Source organism: Streptomyces sp. NBC_01439 (genome assembly GCF_036227605.1).
Classification (GTDB): Bacteria; Actinomycetota; Actinomycetes; order Streptomycetales; family Streptomycetaceae; genus Streptomyces.
This window is the reverse complement of sequence record NZ_CP109487.1, coordinates 1,281,591-1,297,829: the sequence shown is the minus strand read 5'-3', so window position 1 is coordinate 1,297,829 and position 16,239 is coordinate 1,281,591. Positions and strand designations below refer to the sequence as shown.

Sequence of the window (16,239 nt, the reverse complement as noted above, 5' to 3'; positions counted from 1 at the left end):
GATGAAGGGCGGGGTCGCCCCTGTCCAGTAGGCGTTCTTTGTGTACGGATCCTTGACCCCTGCTCGGCCCTCCATGATGCTATGTTGCGGCACATGAGATGCGTGCCGTATTAAGCAACACCCGAATCAGGTCTCGTACCAGCTGAGGAGTGGCCATGACTCACCAGGTCCGTGCTGTCGTCGCGCGGGGGAAGAGCGCCCCCGTCAGCCTGGAAACGATCATCGTGCCCGACCCCGGCCCGGGCGAGGCGCTGGTGAAGATCGAGGCCTGCGGGGTCTGCCACACCGATCTGCACTATCGCGAGGGTGGCATCAACGACGACTTCCCGTTCCTGCTGGGCCATGAGGCCGCGGGTGTTGTGGAGTCGGTGGGGGAGGGCGTCACCGATGTCGTTCCGGGTGACTTCGTCATTCTCAACTGGCGTGCCGTGTGCGGGCAGTGCCGGGCCTGTCTGCGTGGACGGCCGCAGTACTGCTTCAACACCCACAACGCGAAGCAGAAGATGACCTTGACCGACGGCACCGAGCTGTCCCCGGCCCTGGGTATCGGCGCGTTCGCGGAGAAGACGCTCGTGGCGGCGGGACAGTGCACCAAGGTCGACCGGGCAGCATCGGCGGCCGCCGCCGGACTGCTGGGTTGCGGAGTGATGGCGGGCATCGGCGCGGCCATCAACACCGGCAACGTCGGACGCGGTGACAGCGTGGCGGTCATCGGCTGCGGTGGCGTGGGCGACGCGGCGATCGCCGGCGCCCGGCTCGCCGGGGCAGCCACCATCATCGCGGTCGATCTCGACGACCGGAAACTCGAGACCGCGAAGAAGATCGGCGCGACCCACACCGTCAACTCCAAGCGGGGTGATCCGGTGGAGGCCATCCGCGAGCTGACCGGCGGCTTCGGTGCGGACGTCGTCATCGAGGCGGTCGGCCGCCCGGAGACGTACAAGCAGGCCTTCTACGCCCGCGATCTGGCCGGCACGGTCGTCCTCGTCGGTGTGCCGACCCCGGAGATGAAGCTGGAGCTGCCGCTGCTGGACGTGTTCGGCCGGGGCGGTGCACTGAAGTCCTCCTGGTACGGCGACTGCCTGCCCTCGCGTGACTTCCCGATGCTCATCGACCTCTATCTGCAGGGGCGACTTGACCTGGACGCCTTCGTCACGGAGACCATCGCACTGGACGAGGTCGAGAAGGCCTTCGAGCGGATGCACGGCGGCGACGTACTGCGCTCGGTGGTGGTCTTCTGATGGCCGGCAAGAAGGGTGCCCGCATCGAACACCTCGTCACCTCGGGGACGTTCTCCCTGGACGGTGACACCTGGGACGTCGACAACAATGTCTGGATCATCGGCGACGATACCGAGGCCGTCGTCATCGACGCCGCGCACGACGCCGAGGCGATCGCCGAAGCCCTCGGCGGACGCACGCTGCGGGCCATCGTGTGCACCCACGCCCATAACGACCACATCGACGCAGCCCCTGAACTTGCCGACCGTACCGGTGCTCCGACCCTGCTCCACGGCGACGACCTGCCGCTGTGGAAGCAGACCCACCCGGAGCGGTCACCCGACGGTGACTTGGCGGACGGGCAGGTCGTCACCGTGGCGGGTGTCGAGCTGACCGTCCTGCACACCCCCGGTCACGCCCCCGGTGCGGTCTGCCTGTACGCGCCGGACCTGCGGGCACTGTTCAGCGGTGACACGCTCTTCGCGGGCGGGCCGGGGGCGACGGGCAGGTCACACAGCCACTTCGGCACCATCGTCGACTCGATCCGGGACCGGCTGCTGACACTGCCGGGCGACACGGTGGTACACACCGGCCATGGTGAGACGACCACCATCGCCGCCGAGGCACCGCACCTTCAGGAGTGGATCGACCGCGGATTCTGACCACCGGCGGCGGCTTCGCCAGAACCCTCGGAACGTCTCGGCACTCGATGACGTCGACCGCGAGGCCGTCGCGCGAGGTCTCCTTGTATTTCACTTTCATGTCGGCACCGGTCTCGCGCATCGTTTTGATGACCTTGTCGAGCGAGACCACGTGAGTGTCGTCGCCACGCAGCGCCATCCGTGCCGCATTGATCGCCTTGACCGAGGCGAGGGCGTTCCCGCGTTGACGGCCAGCGCGAAGAGATCGACCCAGTCCATGATGTGCAGCGGATCCACATCCGAGGAATCCTCGGCGAGGCTGCGCAGTAGCTGCGGGGCGCGGCGTGGCACCCTAAGCCGCCCGGGCAGGGTGGTCTCGGTCCGTGAACAGCCGCGCTCCACGCACTCCTGCATCACCGCCCACATCCGCAGCAGGCCGACGCGCACCTCGCTTTCGCTCCGCCGGGCCAGCTCCTTGGTGAGCATCACTCCACTGATCGGCAGGCCGGTCTCGTTGGCGCGGAACAGCAGTTCGGGTGCCGAGCCGAAGGGGAGCGGTACAGGTGTGTCGTCGGGCTTGATGTGGTCGGCGCCCGGGGGGCTCTCGTCGACGACGAAGCCCCCGCCCACCGAGTAGTACGTGCGCGCCCTCAACGTGCCGCCTTCGCGGTCTCTGGCGGGGAACTGCACGCCGTTGGGGTGGAACGGCAACGTGCGGCGACGGTGCAGCACCCAGGTCCTCGCGCTAGCGGAACTCCACTTTCCGGCGGCGCAGCAGCCGCGATCGGCCGGCCTCGTGGATCCGGCGCACACGGTCGTCCCTGGTGCCGGTGTCGACGGTTTCCGGACCGTCCCTTCGAGGCCGAGGAGTACCGCCTTGCCGCTGCCGCTGCCGCTGCCGCTTGCTGTGGCCCGGGGCGCCGAGCGATCCGAAGGGTTCTGCCCGGACAGAGGCGGCACCGGGGAGCAGACCGTCTTGGTGCACCCCGGTGACGAGGAGGCGGGCGGCCTTCATGGCCCGACGGTGTGGGAGCTCGACGGCCCGGTGCCCGCCTTGAACAGGTCGAAGACGCTGATCGCCGCGACGGGATCCTCCAGGCGAGCGTTGTCTATGGTGCAAAGGGTTGCGTAAAGAACAACGCCGAACCAGGGGGCTGCCCGTCCCCTGGATGCCTTGACAAGGGTTTGGGGCCGCCCTCAAACTGGCGTTGCGCTTACCGCAATCTGTTTCGCTATACGCACCGAGGTGTCATGATGATTCCCGCGTGCCTTCTCGCGGATCTGCCGCGAGGCGAGGCCTACCGGCTCGAAGCCGATCCGCCGGTGTCGGTGTTCCACACCGACACCGGCGAAGTGTTCGCCATCGACGACACCTGCACCCACCAGGACGCCTCGCTCGCCGACGGCTGGTTGGAGGGTTGCGAGGTGGAATGCCCGCTGCACGCTTCGAAGTTCAACCTCCGGACCGGGGCCGTCGACGCTCCGCCGGCCAAGCGCCCGGTGCGTACCCACGAGGTCATCGTCGAGGGCGGCATGATCTACGTCGTGTTGTCCACGGAGGCCCCCAACCTGCCGCCCTGCGTCGGGTCCCGGCTGGCCGGAGGCCGCGCGTGAGGACGGTGGCCGTGGTGGGCGCCTCGCTGGCCGGCCTGTCGGCGGCGCGCTCATTGCGGAAACAGGGGTACGGCGGCCGGCTGGTCGTCATCGGTGACGAACCGCACCGCCCGTACGACAGACCGCCGCTGTCCAAGGAGTTCCTCGTCGGCGGGATCGGCGAAGCCGATCTCGCGCTGGAGTCGGACGACGAGGACCTGCAGGCGGAATGGCTGCTCGGCGCCCGGGCCACCGCACTCGGCACCGACGGTACGGGCCGTGTCGTGCGGCTCGCCGACGGCCGGGAGGTCCGGGCCGAGGGCGTCGTCATCGCGACCGGTGCGGTAGCGCGGAGCCTGCCGGGCACGGACGGGACGGCCGGGGTGCACACTCTGCGCACCCTGGACGACGCCCGCGCCCTGCGGGACGAACTGGCCCTGGGTGGGAGGCTGGTCGTGATCGGAGGCGGATTCATCGGTGCCGAGGTCGCTTCCACCGCATACGCCCTCGGACTCGACGTGACGGTCGTCGAGGCGGCATCGACGCCGCTCGCCGGACCGCTCGGCGAGATCATGGGCGGCATCGTCTCCGCCCTCCATGCGGACCACGGCGTACGGCTGCTGTGCGGCGTGGGTGTCAAGGGGCTGAGCGGCGAGACCCGGGTCGACGCCGTCCTGCTCGAGGACGGCCGCAGCATCCCCGCCGACATCGTCGTCGTCGGTGTGGGCGCGAGCCCGTGTGTCGAGTGGCTGGAAGGGTCCGGCGTTGTCCTCGACAACGGCGTCAAGTGCGGCGCGGACGGCCGTACCAGCCTCGCCGGTGTGGTCGCGGTCGGTGACTGCGCCTCCTGGTACGACCCCCACGCGGGGGTCCATCGCCGCGTCGAGCACTGGACCGGTGCGCGGGAGCGGCCCGACGCTGCCGTGGCCGCGCTGCTGTCGCGGGGTGCTGCGGAGCCGGGTGTGCCCAGGCCGCCGTACTTCTGGTCGGACCAGTACGGGGTGAAGATCCAGTTCGCCGGTCATGCGGCCGGTGCCGACGGCGTGACGGTCGAGGAAGGCGCCCTGGGCGACCGCAGTTTTCTGGCCGTCTACCGGCGTGCCGGGCAGCCGGTCGCCGTGCTCGCGATGAACCAGCCGCGACTGTTCATGCGTTGGCGCAAGCAGCTCGCCTCCGCGGCATCTTGACAGCGCCGATGCGACCTTTCATTCTATTGTTGCGTATTACGCTCAGCGTTGCTCCATGCAAAACACCGTCCGGAGCTGCTCTTCCCGGCGCGTGAATGACCGATCCACGACGTTCTCCGAGGAGTGCACTGTGACCTCGACCAGCCTGCCGGACAGCCTGATCGCCACCCTCCCCGGCTCCTCCTACACGGATCCGGAGATCTTCGCCCAGGAGCAGGAGCGCATCTTCGAAACGATGTGGTTCTGCGCCGTACGCTCCTCGGATCTGGCCAGGCCCGGCGCCTTCCGGACCGTAGGGGTGGGCCGCGAGAGCATTCTGATCACGCGCGCACGGGACAACTCCATACGTGCCTTCTTCAACGTCTGCCGGCACCGCGGAGCGAAGCTCTGCACGGAGGAGACCGGCGAGGTCAAGCGTGCCTTCCAGTGCCCTTACCACGCCTGGACGTACGACCTGACGGGCAAACTCGTCGCGGCGCCCAACCTCACCAAGATGCCCGACATCAGCCGCACGGAGTACGGCTTGGCGGGCGTGGCGACCCATGAATGGCTCGGCTACGTGTGGGTGTGCCTCGCGGAGAGCCCGCCTCCCTTCGAGGAGGTCGTGCAGGACGTCGTCGCACGCCTCGGCGACACCGAGTCGATCGAGCACTACGACATGGAGAAGCTCGAGGTCGGCAAGCGGATCGTCTATGACGTCAAGGCGAACTGGAAGCTGATCGTCGAGAACTTCATGGAGTGCTACCACTGCGCCACGATCCACCCCGAACTCACCGAAGTGCTACCGGAGTTCGCCGACGGGTACGCCGCTCAGTACTACGTTGGGCACGGTGCGGAGTTCGGCGCCGAGATCAAGGGCTTCACCGTCGACGGCTCGGAGGGGCTGGACCGCATTCCGGGGGTCACCGAGGAGCAGGACCGCCGCTACTACGCGATCACCGTCAAGCCGCAGGTGTTCATCAACCTCGTCCCCGACCATGTGATTTTTCACCGGATGTACCCGGTCGCCGCGGACCGCACGCTCGTCGAGTGCGACTGGCTCTACCTCAAACGCGTCGTCGAAAGCGGCAAGGACGTCAGCCGGTCGGTGGAGCTATTCGACCGCGTCAACCGGCAGGACTTCGACGCGTGCGAGCGCTGTCAGCCCGCGATGAGCTCCCGGCTGTACGCCAAGGGCGGCGTACTGGTGCCCAGCGAGCACCACATCGGTGAGTTCCACGACTGGGTCCAGGAACGCCTGGGGACAGGGCAGCCGCAGTAGCGGCGGCGGTTCTCGGCAGGTCGACGCCGGCGGCCGATGGGCCGGCGACGGCCTCGCAAGGGTGGTCAGCCCAGGTAGCCCATCCGATGGCTGATCTCGTCCGCACCCTTGACCAGCACCGGAGCGAGCTCATGCATACGCTCCTCGGTGAACCGGTACGAGGGTCCGGAGGCGCTGAGCGCCGCGATGACCACTCCGTCCCGATCGCGGACCGGCGCGGCCATGGCGTGGAGCCCGACTTCCAGCTCCTCCACAGTCCAGGAGTAGCCACGCTCCCGGGCCTCGGCGAGATTCTTCTCGAGCTTCGTCTTCGAGGTGAGGGTGTGCGTGGTCACCTTCTTCAGGCCGGCCTCGGAAAGCATCGCGGCGCGTTCCCTGGCCGGCAGGTAGGCCAAAAGGATCTTGCCGCTGGAGGTGGCGTGCAACGGGGTCAGCTTGCCGACCCAGTTGTGCGCGGCGACGGCCCCCGGACCGCGCACCTCGTAGAGGTTGATCGCGTAGTGCTCCTGCATGACGGCGATGTTGATGGTCTCGCCGATCTCCTCGGCGAGGCGCTCGCAGACCGGGCGGCCCTGCTGGGTGATGTCGATGCGTCCGGTGACCGCGCCGGCCAGGCGTACGATGCCGAAGCCGAGGCGGTACTTGCCGCGCTCGCCCGCCTGCTCCACCAGACCGCGCGCCTCCAGGGCGCCGAGCAGTCGGAACGCGGTCGACTTGTGAACATCGATCTCGGCGGCCACCTCGCTGACGCCGGCCTCGCCGCGCTGGGCCAGGATCTCCAGCACGCTGATGGCGCGGTCGACGGACTGCACGCCGCCAGGCTGCGAACCCGTCGTTTCGGTATCTGGACTGTAGTTGCTCACAGCAAAACTATATGCGCAGTAAACAACAGAAACGCAAACAACAGCGTGGAAACGCAGGCTCGCACGTTGCGCTTTCCGCAACCTGGTGCGTATAGCGCTACCTGTATTAGCATGCCACGCGTATCTACGGCGCGAGCGAGACGAGGCACCATGGCTCCCCTGCAATACGACTTCGTCATCGTCGGTGGTGGATCCGCCGGCAGCGCTCTGGCGAACCGGCTCTCCGCCGACCCGGGCAACCAGGTGCTGGTCCTGGAGGCCGGCCGGCCCGACTACCCGTGGGATGTCTTCATCCACATGCCCGCGGCGCTGACCTATCCGATCGGCAGCCGGTTCTACGACTGGAAGTACGAGTCCGAACCCGAGCCGCACATGGGCGACCGGCGCATCTACCACGCGCGCGGCAAGGTGCTGGGCGGCTCCAGCAGCATCAACGGCATGATCTTCCAGCGCGGCAACCCCATGGACTATGAGCGCTGGGCCGCCGATGCCGGGATGGAGACCTGGGACTACGCGCACTGTCTGCCGTACTTCAAGCGGATGGAGAACTGTCTCGCGGCCGATCCCGACGACGAGTTCCGCGGCCACGAAGGCCCGCTCGTCCTCGAACGCGGCCCCGCCTTCAACCCGCTGTTCACCGCCTTCCTCAAGGCCGTCCAGGAGGCGGGCTACCCCCGCACCGACGACGTCAACGGCTATCGGCAGGAGGGCTTCGCCCCATTCGACCGCAACGTCAGCCGGGGCCGCCGTCTGTCGGCTTCGAAGGCGTACCTGAAGCCCGTGAAGAAGCGGCCCAACCTCACCATCACCACCCGCGCGCTGGTCACCCGCGTTCTCTTCGAGGGCAAGAAGGCCGTCGGCGTCGAGTACCGGCGACGTGGCAAGGTCCAGCAGGCGCGCGCCCGCGAGGTCATCCTCTGCGGCGGCGCGATCAACTCCCCTCAGCTGCTCCAGCTCTCCGGCGTCGGCAACGCCGAGGAACTGAGCGCGCTCGGCATCGACCTCGTCCACGACCTGCCGGGTGTCGGCGAGAACATGCAGGACCACCTGGAGGTGTACATCCAGTACGCTTGCAAGCAGCCCGTCTCCATGCAGCCGTACATGGCCAAGTGGCGCGCCCCCTTCATCGGCCTGCAATGGCTCTTCCGCAAGGGCCCCGCCTCGACCAACCACTTCGAGGCAGGCGGCTTCGCCCGCAGCAACGAGGACGTGGACTACCCCAACCTGATGTTCCACTTCCTGCCGATCGCGGTCCGCTACGACGGCTCCTCGCCGGCCGGCGGCCACGGCTACCAGGTGCACGTCGGGCCCATGTACTCCGACGCCATCGGCTCGGTGAAGATCAAGAGCAAGGACCCGAACGAGCACCCGGCACTGCGCTTCAACTACCTGTCCACCGAACAGGACCGCCGCGAGTGGGCCGAGTCGATCCGCGTCGCCCGCAAGCTCCTCAACCAGCCCGCTCTGGCCCCGTACAACGACGGGGAGATCTCACCCGGCCCGTCCGTGGAGAGCGACGAGGAGATCCTCGCCTGGGTTGCGAAGGAGGGCGAGACCGCCCTGCACCCCTCGTGCACCTGCAAGATGGGCACCGACGAGATGTCCGTCGTCGATCCGACCAGCATGCGTGTACACGGCGTGGAGGGACTGCGCGTCGTCGACGCGTCGGTGATGCCCTACGTCACCAACGGCAACATCTACGCGCCGGTGATGATGATCGCGGAGAAGGCGGCGGACCTCATCCTCGGCAAGGAGCCGCTGCCCGCCTCCAAGGCCGCGTACTACCGGTACCGCGACGCCCGGAAGCAGGCCGGGTAGGCATTGGACGCCGAACACTTCCGGGCGCTGCTGTCGAGCGTCCGCTACGAGGTGCTGCCCGCGAAGAGGACCGAGGACAAGGTCCTCGCCCATGTCCCGCGCGACGTCGTCGTCACCGTGACGGCCTCGCCGGTCAAGGGCCTGGAGCCGACGCTCGACCTCACCGTCCGGCTCGCGGCGCACGGCTACCGCGTCGTCCCGCACGTGCCCGCGCGTCTGTTGCGGGACGACGCGCACCTGAAGGACGTCATAGGCCGGCTCCGGGAGGCGGGCGTCGACGACGTCTTCGTCCCGGCGGGCGACGCTGATCCGCCGGCCGGGGCCTATGCGGGGGCGCTGCCGGTGCTGCACAGGCTGAGCGAGCTGGGCAGCCCCTTCGCTCATGTCGGCATCACTGGTTATCCCGAGAGCCACCCGCTCATCCACGACGACCTCACCATCCAGGCGATGTGGGACAAGCGCGCGCACGCCACGTACATCGTGAGCAACCTCTGCTTCGACCCGCGCGTGCTGGCTGAGTGGGTCGGCCGGATACGCCGCCGCGATGTCACCCTGCCCGTCCATGTGGGCGTCGCGGGCCCCGTGCAGCGGGCGAAGCTCCTGTCCATGGCGGCCAAGATCGGGGTGGGGGAGTCGACCCGCTTTCTGACCAAGCACGCCTCCTGGTTCCTGCGCTTCGCGGCCCCCGGCGGCTACTCGCCCGATCGCCTGCTCGCCCGCAGCGCCGAGGCGCTCACCGCGCCCTCGGCGGGGGTGGCGGGCCTGCACGTGTTCACCTTCAACCAGGTGGCCGAGACCGAGCGGTGGCGTTGCGCTGTGCTGGACCGGTTGGGCGGCTGAGCGGACCGGCGGGTCGCTTTCTCGGAGCCCATACAACGCCGGGGCGAGGCTGGAATCCAGCCCCGCCCCGGCGATCGTCCGCCGCTCAGCGGAATACAACCGTGCGGTTGCCGTCCACCATGACGCGGCTCTCGCTGTGCCACTTCACCGCGTGCGCGAGCACCTGCGCCTCCACGTCCCGCCCGACCGTGACCAGCTCCTCGGAGTCGAGCGAGTGGTCCACCCGGACCACTCCCTGTTCGATGATCTGCCCCTCGTCCAGGTCCGGCGTCACATAGTGCGCCGTCGCGCCGACGAGCTTCACTCCGCGCTCGTACGCCTGCTGGTAGGGGCGCGCGCCCTTGAAGCTGGGAAGGAAGGAGTGGTGGATGTTGATGGCGCGCCCCTCCAGCTGTTTGCACAGGTCGTCGGAGAGGATCTGCATGTAGCGGGCCAGCACCACCAGGTCGATGTCCAGCTCGCGCACGAGCTCCAGCAGGCGCGCCTCGGCGTCGGCCTTGGTGTCCTTGTTCACCGGGATGTGGTGGAAGGGGACGCCGTAGGTCTCCGCCAGTCCCTCGAAGTCCCGGTGATTGGAGACGATCGCCGGGATCTCGATGTTGAGCGCACCGGTGCGTCGGCGGAAGAGCAGATCGTTGAGGCAGTGGCCGAACTTGGACACCATGATCAGCGTCCTGGTCGGGGTCGAGGCGTCGCGGAGGGTCCAGGAGATTTGGTGGGCCTCGGCGACGGGGCCGAATCGGTAACGCAGATTTTTCAGATCGGCGTTTGGATCGGAAACGTCGAAGTGGACCCTCATGAAGAAACGGCCCTTGAGTCGATCATCGAACTGCTGGCTCTGCAGGATGTTGCCGGAGTTCCTGACGAGGAAGCCGCTCACGGCGTGGACCAGCCCGGCGCTGTCCGGACACGAGAGAGTCAGGACGTACTCACGGCCAGGATGCGGTCGAGGGGACATGTGCAGCCTCCGTTGGTGCGTATTGCACAACATGGTGAGCGATACGCAACATGGTTGGGCTATGTGCGGCTCGTGGTCAAGAGCGGTCGCGCAACTGCCCGCATGGCGCAATCGTCACCTGTCAGCCTCTTGACGTATGTCCGCACATTGACCAGGGTGTTCCATCACAAGCAATACGGTGCACAATGCGCAACGAAATTCGCTCGAAGGGCTCCACACGTGGCAGACCTGTATGTGGACGGAGAATGGCGCGATCCGGTGGCCGGAGGTCACCGCGACATCCGCTGTCCCGCTGACGGCGCGCTTGCCGCGACCGTGTCCGAGGGGACGCGCCCCGACACCGAGGCCGCGATCGCCGCGGCCCGCCGGGCCTTCGACGAAGGACCCTGGCCGCACACCCCCGAGCGGGAGCGCGGTGCGCTGCTGCTGCGCACCGCCGACCTCATCGAGCGCGACGCCAAGGAGTTCGCCCGCGCCGAGTCGCTGGACACCGGCAAGCGGCTGGTGGAGAGCGAGTGCGACATGGCCGACGTCGTTTCCTGCTTCCGCTACTACGGCGGGATCGGGGGCACCGATGCCGGCCGGGTGATCGACACCGGCCGCGACGACGCCGTCAGCCGCGTCGTTTACGAACCGGTCGGCGTGTGCGGGCTCATCACCCCGTGGAACTACCCGCTGCTCCAGGCGTCCTGGAAGGTCGCGCCCGCCCTGCTCGCGGGCAACACCGTCGTCCTCAAGCCCAGTGAGCTCACCCCCTCCACCTCGATCCTGCTGATGCGGGCACTCGAGGAGGCCGGGCTCCCGGCCGGCGCCGCCAATCTCGTCCTGGGCACCGGACCCGAGGTGGGCGCACCGCTCTCCGAGGACCCGGCCGTCGACATGGTCTCCTTCACCGGGGGGCTGGAGACCGGCAAGCGCATCATGGCCACCGCCGCCGCGACCGTGAAGAAGGTGGCGCTGGAGCTCGGCGGCAAGAACCCCAACGTCATCTTCGCCGACGCAGACTTCGAGACGGCCGTGGACTTCGCTCTCACGGCTGTCTTTCTGCACTCCGGCCAGGTCTGCTCGGCCGGAGCCCGCCTGATCGTCGAGGACTCCCTCCACGACGCCTTCGTCGACGAGGTCGTCCGCCGCGCCCGGCAGATCCGCCTCGGCGGACCCTTCGACCCCGAGGCCGAGACCGGAGCGCTGATCTCCGTGCAGCACCTGGAGAAGGTCGAGGCGTATGTGGCGGCGGGCCTCGCCGAGGGCGCCGTACTGCGCTGCGGCGGTGCACGCCCGGACGACCCGGCACTGGCGAACGGCCACTACTACCCGCCCACCGTGCTCGACGAGTGCCGACAGGACATGCGTGTGGTGCGGGAGGAGTCCTTCGGCCCCGTGCTCACCGTCGAGCGCTTCCGTGACGAGGACGACGCTGTACGCATCGCCAACGACACCGAGTACGGACTCGCCGGAGCCGTCTGGACGCAGGACGCCGGGAAGGCCCAGCGGGTCGCCCGGCGGCTGCGCCACGGCACGGTGTGGATCAACGACTACCACCCCTACGTGCCGCAGGCGGAATGGGGTGGCTTCGGGCACTCGGGCGTGGGACGGGAGCTGGGATCGACCGGCCTGAACGAGTACCGAGAGCCCAAGCACATCTGGCAGAACATCCAACCCCGGCCGCAGCACTGGTTCCGCGGCTGAACGCCGAAGAGAGGTCGATCGTGACCCCAGCACAGACCGAGGTGCCGCAGCGGCGCAGCACGCCCCAGGACTTGGGCCCCACCCCGGTCATATCCGTGCGCAAGCTGTGGAAGGTGTTCGGGCCGAAGGCGGACCAGGTGCCGGACTCCGAGGAGTTGTGCGGGCTCACCCGCCGTGAGCTGATGGACCGCACCGGATGCACCGCCGCCGTACGAGACGTGAACTTCGAGGTCTCGCCGGGCGAGGTCTTCGTCGTCATGGGCCTGTCCGGCTCCGGCAAGTCCACCCTGGTGCGATGTCTGACCCGGCTGATCGAACCCACCGCCGGTGAGATCGTCTTCGAGGGCGAGGACATCCGCGGCGCGGACGGCAAGCGCCTGCGCGAACTGCGGCGCCGCAAGTTTTCCATGGTCTTCCAGCACTTCGGGCTGCTGCCCCACCGCCGGGTCGTCGACAACGTGTCCTTCGGCCTGGAGATCCGCGGCATGAGCAAGGCCGAGCGCACCAAGCGGGCCCTGGAGGTCGTCGAACTGGTCGGCCTCTCCGGCTACGAGAACTCCTATCCCGACCAGCTCTCCGGCGGTATGCAGCAGCGCGTCGGCCTCGCCCGGGCGCTGGCCGGCGATCCGGACGTACTCCTCTTCGACGAACCGTTCTCGGCGCTCGACCCGCTGATCCGCCGCGACATGCAGAACGAGGTCATCCGTCTGCACCACGAGGTCGGCAAGACGATGGTGTTCATCACCCACGACCTCTCCGAGGCGCTCAAGCTGGGCGACCGCATCCTCATCATGCGCGACGGCAAGACGGTCCAGTGCGGTACCGGCGACGAACTGGTCGGCGCCCCCGCCGACGATTACGTACGCGAGTTCGTCAAGGACGTGCCGAAGGGCGACGTACTCACACTGCGGTGGATCATGCGTCCGGCGAAGCCGGACGACGCCCTGGACGGCCCAGAGCTGGGTCCGGACGTCGTGGTGCGGGAAGCCACCCGGGCGGTGCTGGCGGCCGAGAAGCCGGTCAAGGTCGTCGAGAACGGCAAGTTGCTCGGCATCGTCGGTGACGAGGAGATCCTTGCGGTGGTCGCCGGACGGGAAGGCGACATGTGATGACCGTCGCCATAGAGAAACGGGAGAAGGCCGACAAGGCCGACAAGGCCGAAGAGGCTGTGCCCGTCGCGGGCGGGCGCAGGATCAGCCGCCGCATGGTGGTGGCCGCGATCATGGTCGGGTGGCTGGTGCTCTTCGCCCTGCTGCGTGGAAAGCAGACCCTGGCGCTGGCGGCGGCGGACCTCACCGATCTGCACCGCTGGTTCAACGACGTCAATGACTCCATCGGCGCCAATCGCAACTCCAACCCCCTCTTCCTCTATTTCTTCAACGAGATCCGCCTGGTCATCGACAATCTGGTGACCTTCGTCCAGGACCTGATCTCCCAGCCGTCCGCCGACCGGCCGCTGCCGCAGATCGGCTGGCTCGGCGTCGTCGGCATAGCCGGCTACATCTCCTGGGCCGTCGGCAACTGGCGGGTCGCGCTCCTGGCCGTGGCCGGCTTCACCTTCCTCGGGCTGCAGGGCCTGTGGCAGGAGAGCATGGACACCCTGGCGCTCACCCTCTCTGCAGTCGTCGTGGCGTTGCTGTTCGCGATCCCACTGGGTGTGTGGGCAGGGCTCTCCGACCGGTTCAACCAGATCATGACCCCCTTCCTGGACCTCATGCAGACGATGCCGACCTTCGTCTACCTGGCCCCGCTGACCCTGTTCTTCCAGATCGGCCCGGCCTCCGCCACGATCGCCACGCTGATCTACGCGGCACCGCCGACGATTCGCATCACCGCGCACGCCATCCGCTCCGTACCGGAGACCACCGTGGAGGCGGCCGACTCGCTGGGCTCGACGCGGCGGCAGACACTGCTGAAGGTGTTGCTGCCGATGTCCAAGCGGACCGTGGTGATGGGCATCAACCAGACCATCATGGCCGCCCTGGCCATGGTGACCATCGCGGCCCTGATCGACGCCCCCGGCCTCGGAAAGACCGTCGTCCAGGCCCTGCAGTCGCTCGACGTCGGCACGGCCTTCAACGCGGGCCTTGCCATCGTCGTCATGGCCATCGTCCTCGACCGGGTCACGACGGCGGCGAGCGGACGGGCCGAGGCGGCCAGGCGCTCGGGCAACCGCTTCCTCAGGTGGCGGCGCCCGCTGCTGGCGGGCGGCGGAGTGGTGGCTGCGGTCCTGGTGTACCTGTCGCACCTGTACGTATGGGCGGCCGAGTTCCCCGGCGAGGGCGGCGCCGGCAGCACCATCGCGAGCGCGGCGGACAACGTGACTACCTGGGCGCAGGACAACCTGGCGGGCATCACGAACGCCTTCCGCGACGCCATCACCAACGGGCTGCTCAATCCGTTCCAGACACTGCTGACCGACTCCCCGTGGTGGCTTGTCGGCGCGGCCCTGGTCGGACTCGGCACGGTGCTCGGCGGATGGCGCGCCGGGGTCACCGCGGCCGTGTGCGTGGGACTGCTCGTCGGCACGGGCGTGTGGTCGGACAGCATGACGACGCTGGCGTCGACCCTCGTGGCGACGGTGCTGGTGCTGGTGCTCGGTGTCGCCTTCGGGGTGTGGATGGGGCGCAGCCCGCTCGTGGACCGGATGCTGCGGCCCACCCTGGACGCGGCACAGGTCATGCCGCCGTTCGTCTATCTCGTGCCGTTCCTCGCGCTGTTCGGCGCGACACGCTTCACGGCGATCGTCGCTGCCGTCGTCTACGCGGCTCCGGTCGCCATCAAGATCATCGGGGACGGAGTGCGGGCCGTGCCCGAGACCACCGTCGAGGCGGCCACGGCTGCCGGGTGCAACACCTGGCAGATCATCACCAAGGTTCAACTGCCGATGTCACGCAGTGCCCTGACGCTCGCGACCAACCAGGGTCTGATCTACGTGCTGTCGATGGTTGTTGTGGGCGGCCTGGTGGGAGCGGGCGCCCTCGGCTACGACGTCGTGGCCGGATTCTCTCAGGGGCAGCTGTACGGCAAGGGGCTGGCGGCGGGGCTCGCCATCGTGCTGCTCGGAGTCATGTTCGACCGGATCACTCAGGCAGCGGCTCGGCGTACGAGCGCATAAGGAGCGCGGATCATGGCAACGCAAGGACAACAGTGGAGAGTCGGCGCGGCCGGCATAGCGGTACTCGGCCTCACCCTCACCGCCTGCGGCGGTGCGAAGGTCGGTGACAGCTCCGCCGGTTCGGACAGCAGCGCGGGCAAGTGCGGCACGTTCAACCTCGCGGTCAACCCGTGGGTGGGATACGAGGCGGACGCGGCGGTCGTCGCGTACGTCGCGCAGCGGAAGCTCGGTTGTACGGTCACCAGGAAGGACCTCAAGGAAGAGATCGCCTGGCAGGGCTTCGGGACGGGCGAGGTCGACGCCGTCATCGAGAACTGGGGTCACGACGACCTGAAGAAGAAGTACATCGCCGATCAGAAGACCGCCGTCGAGGCAGGTCGGACCGGCAACGAAGGCCTCATCGGGTGGTACGTACCGCCGTGGCTGGCCAAGGAACACCCCGACATCACCGACTGGAACAACCTCAACAAGTACGCGTCCAAGTTCAAGACTTCGGAGTCCGGCGGCAAGGGGCAGCTCCTTGACGGCGACCCGTCGTTCGTCACCAACGACGAGGCACTGGTGAAGAACTTGAAGCTGGACTTCAAGGTGGTGTACGCGGGCAGCGAGACCGCGCTCATCCAGGCCTTCCGGAAGGCCGAGAAGGACAAGGAGTGGGTGATCGGCTATTTCTACGAGCCGCAGTGGTTCATGTCCGAGGTACCACTGGTCAAGGTCAAGTTGCCTGAGTACACGACAGGCTGTGACACCGATGCGGCGCAGGTCGCCTGCGACTATCCCGTGTACCACCTGGACAAGATCGTCAGCGCGAAGTTCGCCAAGTCCGGCAGTCCCGCCTATGACCTGGTGAAGAACTTCAACTGGACGAACGACGACCAGAACATCGTGGCCAAGTACATCGCGGTGGACAAGATGTCGCCCGAGGCGGCGGCGGAGAAGTGGGTCGAGGCCAACCCCGACAAGGTCGACGCCTGGATCAAGTAGGGCTCGACGCGGCACCGTCTGCAGCCTCGGGCCGGCGGCGGAGCGTTGCCGCACGAGTGACCCGGAA

13 protein-coding genes and 2 pseudogenes are annotated in these 16,239 nt (G+C 67.9%); 11 read left to right on the top strand and 4 right to left on the bottom strand.

All coding sequences use genetic code 11. The features are described from left to right. Positions 1-155: 155 nt before the first annotated feature. Together OG207_RS06030 and OG207_RS06025 are read left to right on the top strand one after the other, a co-directional pair. On the top strand, positions 156-1,241 hold the full coding sequence (locus OG207_RS06030) for an S-(hydroxymethyl)mycothiol dehydrogenase (RefSeq protein WP_329096588.1): 1,086 nt from the start codon (positions 156-158) through the stop codon (positions 1,239-1,241). Next, on the top strand, positions 1,241-1,882 hold the full coding sequence (locus OG207_RS06025) for an MBL fold metallo-hydrolase (protein WP_329096586.1): 642 nt from the start codon (positions 1,241-1,243) through the stop codon (positions 1,880-1,882). The genes OG207_RS06030 and OG207_RS06025 overlap by 1 nt, the downstream gene beginning before the upstream one ends. Before the next feature lie 118 nt (positions 1,883-2,000). Here the strand turns inward: OG207_RS06025 and OG207_RS06020 are convergent. Together OG207_RS06020 and OG207_RS06015 are read right to left on the bottom strand one after the other, a co-directional pair. Beyond that, positions 2,001-2,060 (bottom strand): annotated as a pseudogene (locus OG207_RS06020) (hypothetical protein); the annotation flags it as partial. A 464-nt stretch (positions 2,061-2,524) separates the two neighbouring features. Further along, positions 2,525-2,821, bottom strand: a pseudogene (locus OG207_RS06015) (hypothetical protein); the annotation flags it as partial. Positions 2,822-3,112: 291 nt separating this feature from the next. Here OG207_RS06015 and OG207_RS06010 point away from each other — a divergent pair. The 3 genes from OG207_RS06010 (at position 3,113) to OG207_RS06000 (ending at position 5,902) form a co-directional block, all read left to right on the top strand. Then, positions 3,113-3,475 (top strand): bifunctional 3-phenylpropionate/cinnamic acid dioxygenase ferredoxin subunit, encoded by a 363-nt coding sequence (locus OG207_RS06010; RefSeq protein ID WP_329096584.1) that lies wholly within the window; start codon positions 3,113-3,115, stop codon positions 3,473-3,475. Beyond that, the gene (locus tag OG207_RS06005) at positions 3,472-4,641 is read left to right on the top strand and encodes an NAD(P)/FAD-dependent oxidoreductase (protein WP_329096583.1); all 1,170 of its coding nucleotides are present in this window, start codon (positions 3,472-3,474) and stop codon (positions 4,639-4,641) included. The genes OG207_RS06010 and OG207_RS06005 overlap by 4 nt, the downstream gene beginning before the upstream one ends. Positions 4,642-4,771: 130 nt before the next feature. After that, complete coding sequence (locus OG207_RS06000; RefSeq protein ID WP_329096581.1) at positions 4,772-5,902, top strand: aromatic ring-hydroxylating oxygenase subunit alpha; 1,131 nt, start codon at positions 4,772-4,774, stop codon at positions 5,900-5,902. A 65-nt stretch (positions 5,903-5,967) separates the two neighbouring features. Here OG207_RS06000 and OG207_RS05995 read toward each other — a convergent pair whose 3' ends face one another. Continuing rightward, the gene (locus tag OG207_RS05995; RefSeq protein ID WP_329096579.1) at positions 5,968-6,714 is read right to left on the bottom strand and encodes an IclR family transcriptional regulator; all 747 of its coding nucleotides are present in this window, start codon (positions 6,712-6,714) and stop codon (positions 5,968-5,970) included. 201 nt (positions 6,715-6,915) lie between these two features. Here OG207_RS05995 and betA point away from each other — a divergent pair, with 201 nt between their 5' ends. After that, on the top strand, positions 6,916-8,583 hold the full coding sequence (gene betA / locus OG207_RS05990) for a choline dehydrogenase (protein ID WP_329096577.1): 1,668 nt from the start codon (positions 6,916-6,918) through the stop codon (positions 8,581-8,583). A 3-nt stretch (positions 8,584-8,586) separates the two neighbouring features. Continuing rightward, entirely contained in the window at positions 8,587-9,423 is an 837-nt protein-coding gene (locus tag OG207_RS05985) for a 5,10-methylenetetrahydrofolate reductase (RefSeq protein WP_329096575.1), read from the top strand. An 85-nt stretch (positions 9,424-9,508) separates the two neighbouring features. On the opposite strand, the gene purU is transcribed toward OG207_RS05985, so the two are convergent. Next, positions 9,509-10,381 (bottom strand): formyltetrahydrofolate deformylase, encoded by an 873-nt coding sequence (purU, locus tag OG207_RS05980; RefSeq protein WP_327388286.1) that lies wholly within the window; start codon positions 10,379-10,381, stop codon positions 9,509-9,511. A 219-nt stretch (positions 10,382-10,600) separates the two neighbouring features. On the opposite strand from purU, the gene OG207_RS05975 reads away from it, so the two are divergent. Genes OG207_RS05975 through OG207_RS05960 form a run of 4 tightly spaced genes read left to right on the top strand, consistent with a single transcriptional unit; the run spans position 10,601 to position 16,172 of the window. Continuing rightward, complete coding sequence (locus OG207_RS05975; RefSeq protein ID WP_329096572.1) at positions 10,601-12,070, top strand: aldehyde dehydrogenase family protein; 1,470 nt, start codon at positions 10,601-10,603, stop codon at positions 12,068-12,070. Positions 12,071-12,090: 20 nt separating this feature from the next. Next, the gene (locus OG207_RS05970) at positions 12,091-13,179 is read left to right on the top strand and encodes a quaternary amine ABC transporter ATP-binding protein (protein ID WP_329096569.1); all 1,089 of its coding nucleotides are present in this window, start codon (positions 12,091-12,093) and stop codon (positions 13,177-13,179) included. Beyond that, the gene (locus OG207_RS05965) at positions 13,179-15,188 is read left to right on the top strand and encodes an ABC transporter permease (protein ID WP_329096567.1); all 2,010 of its coding nucleotides are present in this window, start codon (positions 13,179-13,181) and stop codon (positions 15,186-15,188) included. Before OG207_RS05970 ends, OG207_RS05965 begins: the two co-directional genes overlap by 1 nt. Before the next feature lie 12 nt (positions 15,189-15,200). Beyond that, a complete protein-coding gene (locus OG207_RS05960; RefSeq protein WP_329096565.1) occupies positions 15,201-16,172 on the top strand; it encodes an ABC transporter substrate-binding protein in 972 nt (323 codons plus the stop codon). The last annotated feature ends 67 nt before the right edge of the window (positions 16,173-16,239 follow it).